Annotated in this window: 13 protein-coding genes; all 13 read right to left on the reverse strand. The window is 30.4% G+C overall.

The window, feature by feature from the left end:
* Positions 1-19: 19 nt before the first annotated feature.
* On the reverse strand, positions 20-1192 hold the full coding sequence (locus tag BHX94_RS08245; RefSeq protein WP_111745777.1) for a hypothetical protein: 1173 nt from the start codon (positions 1190-1192) through the stop codon (positions 20-22).
* A gap of 13 nt (positions 1193-1205) precedes the next feature.
* Entirely contained in the window at positions 1206-2303 is a 1098-nt protein-coding gene (locus tag BHX94_RS08250) for a glycosyltransferase (protein ID WP_111745779.1), read from the reverse strand.
* A gap of 13 nt (positions 2304-2316) precedes the next feature.
* Complete coding sequence (locus BHX94_RS08255; RefSeq protein WP_111745781.1) at positions 2317-2937, reverse strand: CatB-related O-acetyltransferase; 621 nt, start codon at positions 2935-2937, stop codon at positions 2317-2319.
* Positions 2934-4055: a non-hydrolyzing UDP-N-acetylglucosamine 2-epimerase gene (gene wecB / locus BHX94_RS08260; RefSeq protein WP_111745783.1), complete on the reverse strand. Its 1122-nt coding sequence runs from the start codon at positions 4053-4055 to the stop codon at positions 2934-2936. Before wecB ends, BHX94_RS08255 begins: the two co-directional genes overlap by 4 nt.
* Positions 4056-4057: 2 nt before the next feature.
* Complete coding sequence (locus BHX94_RS08265) at positions 4058-5167, reverse strand: polysaccharide biosynthesis C-terminal domain-containing protein (protein ID WP_111745785.1); 1110 nt, start codon at positions 5165-5167, stop codon at positions 4058-4060.
* 16 nt (positions 5168-5183) lie between these two features.
* Positions 5184-6209 (reverse strand): polysaccharide biosynthesis protein, encoded by a 1026-nt coding sequence (locus BHX94_RS08270; protein ID WP_111745787.1) that lies wholly within the window; start codon positions 6207-6209, stop codon positions 5184-5186.
* 25 nt (positions 6210-6234) lie between these two features.
* Positions 6235-8022, reverse strand: coding sequence for a polysaccharide biosynthesis protein (locus tag BHX94_RS08275; protein WP_111745789.1), 1788 nt, complete (start codon positions 8020-8022; stop codon positions 6235-6237).
* Between the two features lie 23 nt (positions 8023-8045).
* On the reverse strand, positions 8046-8762 hold the full coding sequence (locus tag BHX94_RS08280; RefSeq protein ID WP_331463398.1) for a CpsD/CapB family tyrosine-protein kinase: 717 nt from the start codon (positions 8760-8762) through the stop codon (positions 8046-8048).
* A gap of 8 nt (positions 8763-8770) precedes the next feature.
* Positions 8771-9448, reverse strand: coding sequence for a YveK family protein (locus tag BHX94_RS08285; RefSeq protein WP_111745793.1), 678 nt, complete (start codon positions 9446-9448; stop codon positions 8771-8773).
* A gap of 208 nt (positions 9449-9656) precedes the next feature.
* Positions 9657-10910 carry a nucleotide sugar dehydrogenase gene (locus tag BHX94_RS08290; RefSeq protein ID WP_111745795.1) on the reverse strand — a complete coding sequence of 418 codons (1254 nt, stop codon included), beginning with the start codon at positions 10908-10910 and terminating at the stop codon, positions 9657-9659.
* A gap of 254 nt (positions 10911-11164) precedes the next feature.
* Entirely contained in the window at positions 11165-12940 is a 1776-nt protein-coding gene (locus tag BHX94_RS08295) for a hypothetical protein (RefSeq protein ID WP_111745796.1), read from the reverse strand.
* Between the two features lie 21 nt (positions 12941-12961).
* Positions 12962-13741, reverse strand: coding sequence for an accessory Sec system protein Asp2 (locus tag BHX94_RS08300; RefSeq protein ID WP_111745798.1), 780 nt, complete (start codon positions 13739-13741; stop codon positions 12962-12964).
* 68 nt (positions 13742-13809) lie between these two features.
* Entirely contained in the window at positions 13810-15519 is a 1710-nt protein-coding gene (locus BHX94_RS08305; protein WP_111745800.1) for a heparinase II/III domain-containing protein, read from the reverse strand.
* Between the last annotated feature and the right edge of the window lie 7 nt (positions 15520-15526).

Below are 15526 nucleotides of genomic sequence, written 5' to 3' on the forward strand. Positions count from 1 at the left end.
CTTTAACAATTTATTTTCATTAATAATGAATTTTTTTATTAAGATAAAACAGGATTATTGCAAACTTAAATATACTTACAATAAAAAGTGACCATATAAATCCATTTATTCCTTCTAAGTATGTTAACGGAATACCTAAGATTATTAAAAGTAATACTATAAATAGATTTACAATTAAATTTTCTCTAAATCTATTATTAGCAACCAATTTGACTTGTGGTATAGTTGATCCAGAAAGTAACATAAGCGAGTAGTTACCCATAAATATATAATCTTTTACCTTATCCAAATATTGATTATAAAAGATATCAATAAATATTATACTTATAAAATACATACAAATATTTAATATAGTCACGATAACTATAATATTTAATACAGATTTAATTTCATTATTTTTTTCACTTTTATCTTCTTTTCTTACAGAATAAGAAAGTATGACATTATTTATAGGAGCTATAATTAGATTAGATAATTTTCCTAAAGTTGTAGCTATAAAAAAATATGGTGTAAATAAGCTGCCTAGAATTATGTCAATAAACAATCGATCTGAATAATTTAATATATTAGAAAGAAGATTTGAAATAGTTAAAGATATAAAATCTTTAATCTTATAAATTGGTAATAATGATATATTTTTTATGCCATAATAATCTTTATTTTTATAAAGAATATATAATAATGATAGCAAATCTGCTAATAATAAAATTATATAAATATTAAAATTAAATTTATATACTATGAATGAACTCAATATTATAAATATAGAATAGATGATTGAACTAATTAGATAATGATAAAAATCTAATTTTAACCTGAAAAATACTAAATAGTAACTTTTAAGTAATAAAACTCCAGACCAACATGAAATGATTAATACATTATACATATCAAATTCTTTGAAATATGCAAATAAAAAATTAAGTAATAATTGTATGCATAATAAAATTAATAGAAAGGTATTAAATTGAGATTCAGAAATTGATGTATCTTTGTTTGTTAACCTTATATTATTAAGTGAGTTTCCTAAGATAACTGATGATATGTTTACAATAGCAAGAATAATGACAAAATTACCTAATTGAATTTGAGTATTATTATGCGAATAAATGGGTATTAAAATTAATTGCAGAAAAACAATTGGCAATGCCGATGACAAAATACTTAAAAAATAATCTTTTTTATTTTTCATATTTATACCAACATTAAAAAGAAGAATAAAGACTTTTTAATTTTTTTCCTTCATTCTGCCATTTTAATAAATTCGAAGTTGATATTGCATTTCTACTAATTTTTTCATATAAATTTTTATCAGAAGTTAATAAATTAATAGCATTAGCAATTTTTTCAGGTGTTATTTGTTCAACTACTATACCTATTTTATATTTATCATTTAAATATATATGTTCCTTGACTGGAGATAAAATTACTGGAATTCCTGCATGTAAGTATTCAAACAATTTATTAGAAACTGTATACTCGTAATTTTCTGATATAGGCTTAGTCATAACAATCCCAACATGACTTCGTGATGCAGCTTTAATCATTTCATCCATTTCAACTGGATCTTCTATTTTTAAATTTTCTAAGCTGTATTTATTTTTAATATCCAATATTTTTCCCATCGTAGGGCCATATCCTCTAATTGTCACTTGAGCGTCTGTATAACGAGCACTTTCTGCAAATTCTTCGTAACCTCTTCCTTCACTCACAATACCTTGATATATAGCTTCAAACTTTTTATTCTTTTCTAATTTTTGAAACTCTCTTTTTATAGGAGCATTTGTTATTACAACAGGTTCAAGATTATATCCTTTAGTTTGATAATATTCTTTTGCAGCATTACTTACAGTTACAAAATGATTTACTTTTTTCATCATATGCTTTTCTAACATAACTATTATTTTTGATAATAGAGGAATTTTTGAGATCATTCCATTTTTTGCATATATTTCATGGGCATCATAAATCAGATTTTGATTTTTCTTTTTAACAAAATATGCAAAAAATAACATATCAAAGTCATTAGCATGAATAACATCTGGATTAAACTTTTTCAAATGATTAATTAATTTTAAACCAAAACTTAGTCTTGTAATTGCTTTTCCAATTATATTATTAGATGCTTTTGTATTAATAAGTTTATAATTAAAATTTATTTTCGATAATCTTTCTTTTGTGGCATTTTCATCTTTTTTACCAATAATGATATAATCATCTGTTAGTTTTGATACTATTTCTGATTGTTTCATAACTCTTGGATCTTTTACAATATTACTTGAAACTATAACAGCAATTCTCATTAATTTACACCTACTAAAAAGATTTATATATATCTAACTTAGTTACTTCTTCTGGTGATAAATTCCACCATTTAGAATTTTGAATTTGTTTTTTCTTTTCTTCTGGAAACCTGTCTTTTAGTTTCTTTGCCGGTGATCCCACATGAATTTCATATGCTGGAATATTTTTTGTAACGATACTTCCAGCACCTACTATTGCTCCATCTCCGATGGTAATGCCATCCATTATTATAACATTTGCACCTATCCACACATCATTACCAATTGTCGTCACCTTACTAGCATCATCATAGTTAAAGGTATTATCTAACTTTATCTTAAATGGATTATTCTCAGAATAAAAAATGGGTGAAGATGATAATAAATTTATTGGATGCTTACCTAAACCTATTTTTATATCGCTTGCAAATGAACAATATCGTCCAATAGTCACATTATTAAATTTACATCCATATCCTAAATATGAATAACTTGATATTCGAGTATTATGTAATATACAAAACCTATCTATATAAACATTTTCATTTAAGACTGTCTTGCTATCTACATAAGCTAGTGGTGAAATTTTTATATTTTTTTTGGCTAGGTTTTTTCTATCTTTAAACGAATTAGCAAATTTATTTAATCTACTCATTTCTTCCACACATTTCTATTAATGTAATCAGTATATGAAATAATAATTTTCTCAACTTTTTCTGATACATTATCAATGTTATAGTCTGCTACAATTCTGCTCTTATTTCCAGATTGCTCAACAACTGCAATACCTTGCATTACGCGTTCAGGTTCTAATCCAACCATCATTGTTGAAGCCTCTTCCATAGCCTCTGGTCTTTCGTGAGCTTCACGAATATTCAAAGATCTTAATCCAAGAATTGCAGTTTCTTCGCTGATTGTACCACTATCACTTAATACAACCTTCGCTTCTTTTTGTAATTTAATATAATCATTAAATCCAAGTGGCTTCAAAGTTTGTACATTTTTATTAAATTCAATTCCTAATTCATCGATACGTTTTTGAGTTCTTGGATGTGTACTCACAATAATTGGCATATTATAAGTTTCAGCAATAAGATTTAATGATTCAACTAAATTCTTAAAGTTTCTATCTGAACTAATATTTTCTTCTCTATGTGCAGATACTACAAAATACTCTTCCGATTTAAGGTTTAATCTTTCAAGTACATCTGACTTTTCTATATCTTCTAATCGAGAGTTAATAACTTCTTTCATTGGGCTTCCCGTCTTAATAACGCGATCTGATGGTACACCTTCTCGCAATAAATATTCACGGGCAATAGAACTATAAGTTAAATTAATATCTGAAATATGATCTACGATTTTACGGTTTGTTTCTTCAGGAACACGTTGATCAAAACAACGATTACCAGCTTCCATATGGAATACAGGCACTTTCTTACGTTTCGCAGCAATCGCACATAGACAGCTATTAGTATCTCCTAATACTAAGAAAGCATCCGGTTGTACTTCATCAAGCACAGGATCAATTCCAATTAAGATGTTCCCGATTGTCTCAACTGCAGTACCTTTCGCAGAATTTAAGAAGTAATCAGGCTTACGTAATTTAAAATCATTGAAGAACACTTCGTTCAATTCGTAATCATAGTTTTGTCCTGTATGAACTAATACATGTTCAATTGCATCAGAATTTTCTAGACGATTAATCACTGCAGAAAGTCTGATAATTTCGGGTCTTGTCCCCACTACAGTCATAACTTTTAACTTTTTCATTTTTATACCTCCAAGTAATATGTATCAGGTATTTCTGGATCAAACATTTCATTTACCCACATGATTGTGACCATATCAGTATCGCCAAGGTTCTCAATATTGTGTGTATAACCTACAGGAATATCTACTACTTCAAGCGTATCTCCTGATACAAAGTATTCGATAACATTATCAGAATCAGGCTTTCTAAATCTGATTACGCCTTTGCCCGAAACTACTAAGAATTTTTCATTTTTAGTATGGTGCCAATGCTGTCCCTTTGTAATGCCAGGCTTCGAGATATTTACTGACACTTGCCCTCTATCAGGTGTTTTTAGAAACTCTGTAAACGAGCCACGATGATCACTATGTGTAGTTAACGGATAACTAAACTCATCTTCAGGAAGAAATGATAAATATGTACTATATAATGCTTTAATAAATGCGTCATCAAGTTTAGGTAATGTTCTGTCTTCTCTATCTTGTTTGAACTGTTTTATCGTTTCAGCGATAAATCCTAACTTTACCTTATGTTCATTAGAAACAATGCCAAATCCATCCACTATTGTTGGATTACCTTGAAGTGCACGTTTAAACTCCTCTAGTACATCATCAATATAATTTAAAGTAAGTTCTACTTCTGGATCATTGACCTGAACTTCCTCGCTTCTAGCAATCTTATGACAGAACGTTGCAACTACAGTGTTATAGTTTGGCTTAGACCATTTCCCGAATAGATTGTTCAATCTATAGATATAAACTTCATTTCCATTCTCGGTTCTCAAAGCTTCAAATAACTGTTCAGCTTTATTCTTGCTTTGGCCATACGGATTATCTTTCTCTGCTTGTATCGAAGAAGAATAAACAATTGCGGGTTTTTTAGGATTTTCTTTAGCATAATTTATAATTTTCTCAGAAAAGTTAACATTTCCTTCAATAAATCCTTCTTCCGTTTCTGGTCTATTTTCACCTGCAAGATGGAAGATAAAATCTGCTTCTCTTAATGATAATTTTAAAAATTCATCAGTTGTTTCTCTAGTAATTTTTATTACATTGTACTTATCTTCTTTTACAAGTTCCTGATAAAGATTTCTACCTACAAAACCATTAGCTCCTGTAATTACAATATTCATATCATTGCTCCTTTAATTATTTACGACTTTTAAAGTTAGCCAACTCATTACGGACGTATTCTAGAGTCAACAATCTCTCTTTAATCTCTTCTACAGAAAGGATATGTGTATTATCGGAATTATATTCTTTAGCTTCTGTTATTTCATCCGAACCTTCTTCAACATAATTAGCGTAATTTAAATCTCTTGAATCCGCTGGTATTCTATAATAGTTACCCATATCCTCAGACTTAGCCCACTCTTCTTTTGTTAACAACGTCTCATATTTCTTCTCACCGTGACGCGTACCGATAATCTTAACTTCGTTATCCACCTCAAATAACTGCTTTAAGGCTTCAGCTAAGTCAGCTACCGTTGAAGCATCTGATTTCTGAACCATGATATCCCCTGTCTTGGCATGTTTAAATGCATGCTCAACCAGTTCAACAGCTTCTTCTAAACTCATTAGGAAACGTGTCATCGAGCCATCAGTAACTGTAAGAGGCTCGCCTGCTTTAATCTGTTCAATGAATAAAGGAATAACTGATCCGCGAGATGCCATTACATTTCCGTAACGTGTACCACAAATCAATGTTTCATCTTCAGTAACAGTTCTAGATTTAGCAACAAATACTTTTTCCATTAACGCTTTGGAGATCCCCATCGCATTTACTGGATATGCCGCTTTATCAGTAGATAAGCAAATGACCTTACTGACATTATTACGAATCGCTGCATTAAGTACGTTCTCAGTTCCAATTACATTTGTTCTCATCGCTTCCATAGGGAAGAACTCACATGAAGGAACCTGTTTCAATGCCGCAGCATGAAACACAAAATCTACGCCACGCATTGCGTCATTAATACTCCCTTCATCACGAATATTACCAATATAAAATTTAATCTTTGGATTATTATATTTCTTACGCATATCGTCTTGTTTCTTCTCATCACGTGAGAAGATTCTAATTTCTTTAAAGTCACTATGTAAGAACTTATCTAATACAGCATTACCGAATGAACCTGTTCCACCTGTAATTAACAACGTTTTACCTTCAAACATTCTCTGCACTTCCTTTAATAATTAGTTACTTAATAAATTTCAGCAAATCATTTTTTAAATTCGTACTACTTAACAATTCTGGAATTTTTTCTTCAATCTCAGAAAGCTCTATCGTATTTGCTTTCCCTATATAAATCTTCGGATATATTTGATCTGGATGAATTTCTTTTTCGTCTAGTAATTCTTCATACATCTTCTCTCCAGGTCTGATTCCAGTAAATTCTATCGGAATCTCATCCTCTTTAAAGCCACAAAGACGAATCATATTTTTAGCTAGATCTACAATTTTTACAGGTTCACCCATATCAAGTACAAATATTTCGCCACCTTTTGCAAGTGCCCCTGCTTGGATGACTAACCTAGAGGCTTCTGGTATGGTCATGAAGTAACGTGTCATATCAGGATGTGTAACAGTTACAGGACCACCTGCTTCAATTTGCTGCTTAAATTTAGGTATTACTGATCCTCTAGATCCTAATACATTACCGAAACGCACAGCAACAAACCTTGTTGTAGTATTCTCTTTATCCAATGCTTGAATAACCATCTCAGCAACGCGTTTCGTTGCCCCCATCACATTCGGAGGATTTACAGCTTTATCTGTGGATACAAGCACAAATCTACTCACTTCTGCATTTAATGCAGCTTCAGCAGTATTTTTTGTTCCAATAATATTATTCTTTACTGCTTCAGTAGGATTATATTCCATTAAAGGTACATGTTTATGAGCAGCTGCATGATAAACAATATCTGGCTGATATTTCAGCATCTGTTCAAACATACGATCACGGTCCTGAACATCTGCAATTATCGGGATAATTTCGACACTACCAAGTAGCTTTTTATTTAACTCTTCATTAATTAAATATATTGAATTTTCCCCGTGCCCTAACAATACAAGACGTCTAGGCTTAAACTTAACAACTTGACGACATAGCTCTGAACCAATAGAACCACCAGCGCCTGTTACTAATATTGTCTTATTCTCAATCTGTTCTAAAATCCCCTGATCATCAAGTTCAATGGGATCGCGACCTAATAAATCTTCTACTTCAACTTTCTTAAGTTGGGAAACTTCAAGTTTACCTGCCATCACATCGTCGATATTCGGCATAATTAAAACTTCTGACCCCGTATCTGTTGCAGCTTTATATATGTCATTTAACTTTTGCTTATCTAGACTTGGAATAGCAATTACGATACGTTTGATATCGTATTTAGTTACTAAACTATGTATATCTGAGGTTGTACCTCTCACTTTGATGCCATCTGTTAATTCAATATTCTTCTTGTTCACATCATCATCGACAGCAACTACAGGTTTCATTCCCATGGCCGGTGTTGATAACATCTGATGAATTAATAAGTTTCCACCTCGACCTGCACCTACAACCATGGTTGGAATTAATTCTATATCTGTTTCCAAAATGTACTTTCTTAGTACTCGCCAGCTGATTCTTGAACCTCCTATTAATATGAGGTGCATCATCCATGTGATAAATATTAGGCGTATGAATACACGACCATTAATGATAAATGCAAGAATTGAGGTTAATAAGATACTTGCCGTAACACCTTTTACGATTGCCATCAGTTCATTGATACTCGCATATTCCCATGCACGGTGATACAGATTGAATATGTATGCAAACAAATGATGACTTAGAAGAAGGATTACTGAATATACTAATAAATCATTGAGCTGGTCACCTTTGAAGAATGGAAAGATAATTGAATAACAGAAAAAGACAGAAAGTGATACGATGATTGAATCTAAAACAATTAACAACATTAACCTTTTTTTAGCTGTCATGATGTTGTTCCTTTCTGTTAATTTTATTTGCCGTAGTATTCATAATAGTAGTAGTCATCTTTTGATGATTTCTCTACATTATTTAATACGATTCCCAGTATGTTTGCATCAGATTTCTGTAGCACTTCTTTCGCTTTAACCAAATAATGCTTATTATTTATCTCCACGTTAGTTACTAAGATCGTCCCATCAGCAACGATAGACATGATTACAGCATCTGTTACAGCGAGTATAGGTGGTGTATCAATAATAATCATATCAAAGTATTGCTCAAAACTTGCAATTAATTCTTTGAAACGTTTAGAACCTAACAGCTCACTTGGATTTGGAGGAATTGGCCCTGATGTCATAATTGATAAATTATCAACTTGAGTATTCTGTACTGCTTTGTCTATACCAATTTGATCTGTAATCAGATTTGATAATCCGAAAACATTCTTAGTTTCAAATGTGTAATGGGCAGTAGGTTTACGTAAATCACCGTCAATCAATAATACTTTTTTACCTGCCTGCGCATAAGTAACAGCAATATTGGCTGCAGTTGTTGATTTACCGGCTGAAGGCGCTGCTGAAGTTATAACGAGCTTCTTAATTTCATTATCAACACTTGAGAACATAATATTCGATCGAATCATACGATATTGCTCGCTGATTGTGGATTTAGGAAATAAATGCGTAATTAACTTTCTTTCTTTAGGGAGTTGTGTTAATTTACTTTTTCTTTTAAACAATATATTCACCAATCTTTCTATTGTAATGTTTTTTCATCAAAGTGTGGAATCATTCCAATTACAGGGATACCTAAGATTTCTTGAACTTCTTCTTCTGTTTTTACACGTTTATCTAAAATGCTGTTTAAAAGTGTGATCGCTAATCCGAGCAGTAATCCTAAAATTAAACCAATTAGTATGTTGATTAAAGGTTTAGGTTTTACTGGTGAAGCTTTCAAATTTTCATCTGCTTTCGAAAGGACAGTAACATTATCTGTCTTCATGATCTTTCCGACTTCTTTAGAGAAGACACGCGCAGTTTCATTAACAATCTTAGCTGCATCCTTATAATTCTTTGAAGTTGCGGCGATTGTGATTACTTTAGATTGTGTTGAATTAGATACACTAATCTTTGAAGATAAATCGTTGGAGATATTTAAATTCTTAGCTACCTTGTCTAGTATGACCGGTGATTTAATGATTTCATTATATGTATTGATTAACTGTAAATCGGTCTGGTTGGCCTGTAATTCTAACTGCGATTTATTTCCATTACTGTTAACAAGTATTTGCGTCGATGCCGAATATGTTGGTTTAATTAAGAAGAAACTAATTGCAGCTGCAATTAATGCTCCTAGTACTGATATGCCAACAATGAACTTCCAATGTCTTTTTAATAGATTTAATACCTTCGAAATATCGATTACCTCTTCCATGTCTTCCTCCTAAAAATTCTATTTATTTTCTACTTTTAATAATATCATAATATTAGAAATTTGAGATTTAAATTTTTACATTCTCGCTTTTTTTATACAATAATTAACATAAAAACTTTATAATTTACAAACTATATATTATGGAACAGAAAAAAACAGAAAAAAAAAGCATATGTAATCATTACATATGCCCCTTTCTAAAAATTTATTATAGCTTTTGAATATTACCGTAATTATAGTAATCAACTTCTTTAAAATCGTTGTGCATTACATTCTTAGTATCAAAAATCACTTTAGACTTCATCGGTGCAAAATCAGCATCGCCCATCGATTTAAATTCACTATGATCACTTACAACCAATACTAATGAGCTACCTTCTAAAGCATTAGCTAAATCCTTCTCAACCCAGTCAAGTTCCACATGTGGATCATAAGCCACAACTTCTAGACCCTCTTCATTGTTAAGCATCTCATAGATATCAAACGCAGGAGATTCACGAATATCATCAACGTCACCTTTGTAAGTTAATCCAAATACAGTTACTTTATTGCCTTCAACTTTTTTCAGGATATCTTTCGTTTTATTCACCACATACTCAGGCATTGACACATTGATATCACGTGCTAATTTAATCAATTTAGACTCTTCTGGTGCTTCAGCAATAATAAAGTAAGGGTCAACTGCTAAACAATGTCCACCAACACCTGGTCCTGGTGTATGTAAATTAACACGAGGGTGTTTATTTGCCATAGCGATAACGTCATGAACGTTAATATCTAGACGGTTACATATCTTAGCTAATTCATTAGCTAATGCAATGTTAACATCACGATATGTATTCTCCATTAACTTAGACATTTCAGCAGTTTTAGCTTGTGTTTCAATCATTTCACCTTTTACAAAAATACCATATACTTTTTTACCTGCTTCAACACATGCCGGTGTAATACCACCGATAATACGATTGTTGTAAATTAATTCTTGCATGATTTGGCCAGGTAATACTCGTTCCGGACAATGCACGAGATAAATATCTTCACCGATCACAAAACCTTTTGATTCTAAATACGGTTTTACAAAGTCATCCATCGTACGTGGTGCAATGGTAGATTCAACAATCACTGTATCACCTTTTTTAAGTAAAGGTACGATACTTTCAACACCTGCCATAACGATTGAATTGTCACAAGACTTATGTTCATCATCGTTGTTTGGTGTAGGCACTGCTATAATATAAACATCCGCTTCTTCAGGTTTAGTTGCAGCTCTGAATTTCCCGCTTGAAAGTACTTCATCTAAAGCTTCTTGTAGACCTGGTTCTTCGATATGAATTTGACCATTATTTAATTTATCCACTGCTTCTTGTTTAATATCTACACCTAATACATCTACACCATGTTTAGCGAACATAATAGAAGTAGGTAGACCAATGTAGCCTAATCCAATTGTTGTTAATTTCAAAATAAACACCTATCCTTTAGCTTACGCGCTGCGTATATTTTTCATATATTTACTGTGTAAGAAATTGAGAAGTTCTATAAGGTAAATATACTTTTCCAAACTTATGTTACATCATTATAGCTATAAATGCCACAATAATCTACTTAAATTGCTCTATATATTATATGCATTCCATTAAAATTAGATATTTTAAAAAATTAAAATCAACCTATTAATAATAAAAAAGATGGCACATATGTCCATCTTAAATCAGTTTATTTCATATATAATGTGCCTGCTTTAATCCAGGAAGAGGTCGTAGTAGGTTTATGATAAATAATTTCAATTTCATATAATTTATTAGATAATAACTTATATCCATTACTTAAATCTACAATATCAATTAACTGTTCTTGATTGCCTTCACTTATCTTAACACTAATATAATTTTTCCCTTTCGGATTTGTATATGTTGAGAACAATAAACCATCTTCTTCTCGTTTTATATCAACTTTATATTTTAATTTTTGAGTATCTTTTAAATTTACTTTTGGAATTAAAACATACATTTCCTCATCTAAATCAAAATCCATATTTGTTTCATTTATAATACCACCATGTGCTGCAATTGTATGTAATATCTCATTGCGTTCATAATCATATAATGTACCACTACCATTATCTTCAAAAAAGTTTAATATTGGCCAATACGTATTTATTAGATCTTTATGGAATAAATTATACATTCTGATTTCATGTGGTAAGTGCAGTAATAAATTTAATGTCTTTCTATCATTTAAGTAATTGAAAAAATCCATCACTCTATCTGTCTCTTTCACTAATTGATTATGCCAATTTCCCATTCTTGAATCTATGTGAATGATATCGAGTAATTCAATAATATTATTTGTTTCAATATTAGTTTGTGTTCTTTCAAAATATTCGTGAGTTAACTGAATCGCTTTTTCAAAACTTATATCCTGTAATTGCTTATGATGGATATGTTCATAAATATCTTGAAAAGATAAATTTTTATGTAAATATTCTTTAGGATAATCAAATTTTGCATTTGAAAATATAACACTTCTAAACTGAAATACATCTTCTACTTCTTTCGCGTATTTCTTTTCAAATTTTTCTGCTATTGGATGATTAAACGTAGTTCCTGTCCATTCAAACATGTCTTTTGAATATTCCTCATCAACATCATTTACATTAAATTCTATGAATTCATGATCTATATTTATATTTTTGATTAAACGATTGACAATCATCTTGTCATTTTTGTAAATTTGTCTTGCACGTTTATCTTGAATTCCATAAATATCTTTCATATAAGTGAAAGTATTAATTCTATTACCAAGGGATTTTGATAATGCTAAAGTACATTTTGAATCAATGCCACCTGTGATACCTACTAATAATTTATTATCCCTTTCACTTAATGATGCATTTAAATTTTTAACATGTTTCTTCATTTCCGATAATATTTCTTGATATCGATGGTGAATTAAGTCTGGATTAGGAAAAATCCTTTCAGTCCCACTGCCCAATGTTAGTTTTAACGAAGGGACAAGTTTGTAAACATCTTCGTATCTGGAATAATCTAAAGCATTTATACGTTGATATTTTTTCTTTTTATTTAATAAATCACCTATTAATTTATCGTGGGATGATACAACGTTTAAATCTAACGTATAGTATGGGGATCTAAAACCCGCTGCATCCGAAAATAATTCTATTGATCCATCTTTAACTTTGATGATCACAAATGATCCATTTAACATATTTACATAGTGACTTTTACTTGATAGGGTTTCATGTAAGATTCCTTTTAATATATGAAATGTAGAATCGTTAGGTTGAGTGATATCGATAGCATATCCCAATAAATGAACGGCATCTTCATTATTAATATATGATTCAAAAATGATATCTTCTGAAATATATAGATGATAATCATTATTTAATGCTATCTTTATTGGCACATGTTCATTTTCAAGTTCTTGATTACTGATGATAAATGCTTTATGTATTTTATATTTCTCCAATGTAATACTCCTTTCTACTTCTTAATCAGAAATGATTTCATGTATGATTCTGGTTAAGAAAACCGGAAATTTATATTTCAAATTTTGATGTCCTTCATAATGTTGTAAATCTAAAGCATATAATTTTTTTCTTTTCGTTAACATCGACATATATGGACGTAAATGTTTAATGTAGTGTAAATCTTGATTACCAGCATGTAAAAATAATTTTGTTGATTCATCTAGATTAAGCATTTTTTCTTTCATATCATTTTGAACAGATTCAAAATCATCTTCATGTTTTAAGATATTATTAAAGATTAAGGTTCTAGCTTTTTCATTGATTTCATTTAAATAGTTTAACGGAAAATATTGTGGTGCACCTGCAATGATATAACCAGCTTTTAATGCATTACCTATAAGGATAGCTCCAGTACCACCTTTAGACGAACCTGCTATGATGAGATGCTCACGTTTAATATTATGTTGCGACATTATTTCTTGAATCAAAGATGCTGAATCATTCAAATAGTTTGGCTCACTTTTCGTCCCATAATAATATGTCGGGATATTATCAACTTCATCCATGATATAAAGTTTATTAGATTTAATATTGATTAATGTTTTTATATAATTAAATTTCGCATCTTCTTTAAGTGCTTCTCTACCATTGAATCCTGAAAGAACCACAATAAGATAGGGTGAATTTTTTTCAGGAAGAAACATGTATTTGATAGGATGCTGTTTTCCTTGATAAATATTTTCTTTTTCTTTAATGAGTTGCTTTATACTTATTTGTTTCACTTTATTAAATAATTTCATACCCTCATCCTTTATAAAAAAAGAGCTAAAGATAGATGGTACTAGCTTTATCTTTAGCTCTATTAACATTACCTGGGAATCAATATTGTTTTGTCATCTAAGTTTATATTTAAATAATCATTTGTTAGTTCTAAATCTTTGATTTTAATTTCGTTCGGACTCAGAATAGTAACTGTAGAAGTATCAGTCCCCTTCTCTTTAAACTGTAAATGCTGCGTTAAATGGTATTTGCTTGGACCTGTTGCATTGATTGCTTGAATAGGATCTTTACGTCCTTCAATTATTTCTGATGTAACATTATTATATGAAGTAACATATACTTTTTCATCGCTTCTTGATAACACAAATTGTCCTGAATCAATTGTTTCAATCATAACTTCGTGATGTAAATTATAGTTTTCAATAAAAGAATGTTGCTGCTCAGAATGTCCTTCATTTATTATGAAAAACATTTCGTGTTCTTTTAAGAAAATTATTGTACGATATAATGTTGTTCCATCATTGAAACCTTTATTTCTGCCTTTCACGATGAAGTATGCATTGTGATCAAAGTATTTTTCTATCCAGATTTTCTGTGTATATTTATTATCTTTTTCTTTTTGATAGAACTTATTCTCAAGTTGTAAACTAGAATGCGCTCTAGGAGTAACAATATAACGTCTAATCGGACTTTTAGAGTAATCGAATTTTGCACCATCTTCAATAAAATCAACACCATTAATACTTAAAGTAATACTCAAGTCATCTGAATGTTTATGTGTTATGGTACTATAACCACACACAAATGACATATAAATCTTTTTATTTAGGTTTTGTTTGATGACTGCAATACCTGCTTCTTCATCAACGAAGTTTTTATAGATTGGTGTTCTGTCAGGTAATGACGTATGGCCAGAATCGCCTATCGCAGGTAATCTTCTATTTGGCTTTAATAATACATTCAAATAGTTATCTGCTGTTTCCATATGTTTAACAACATCTTCACCTAATGATTTATCATGCATCTTTAAATATTCTTCTATACCTACATACATTCGGAGAACCATATTATGATATTCTGGTGAGTTCTCTAAATGCCCGCCTTTATAACTAAAGCTTTGCCAGAACGTATCAACTACTCTATAAAAACCTTTATTAAAGAGTAATTCATCATTCATTACAAATCCAAGCATCATTAATCCTCTATCAACCATAATACCATGATTATTTTTTCTATAATTAGAGTCATCCATTAAATACTCAGCATGTTTATATAATAAATCAAAATATCTATCTGAGTTCACCTGGATATTTTCCTTGTTCAAGCTATATAATAAATGAATCAGAATTTGTGTTCTATTACCAACTGGATGGTCATACCAGGTCATATCTGTACTCTTTCCACTTTCAACAAATGACATCCACGATTCCGTAATTTCTTGTGCTTTAAGTAAGTATTTTTTTTCATCAAATTGATCATATGCTGCCAATAATTGGCCTACGATTCTTAAACTTTGTAAATATAATTGATAACTCACATGATTTTTGTGATGAATATAAGACCAGTCAAATTGGTCATCAAATTGAATAGAATCAAAACCCGGAAATGGAACAATTGTATTTTCTAGTGCTAATTTAGCATACTTTAATGTTGTTTTATTATATTTCGCTAATGGCAGCACATCTTCTTTCTTTATACTTCTAAAATGTTGTCGATTTTTTTGATGTGTTAGTTCTGCTAATATTTTATTTTCTAATGTATCGATACGATTTAATATTTCTTTGTTATTACTAAACAATATAATT

The organism is Macrococcoides bohemicum (assembly GCF_003259675.1).
In the GTDB taxonomy this organism is placed as follows: Bacteria; Bacillota; Bacilli; order Staphylococcales; family Staphylococcaceae; genus Macrococcoides; species Macrococcoides bohemicum.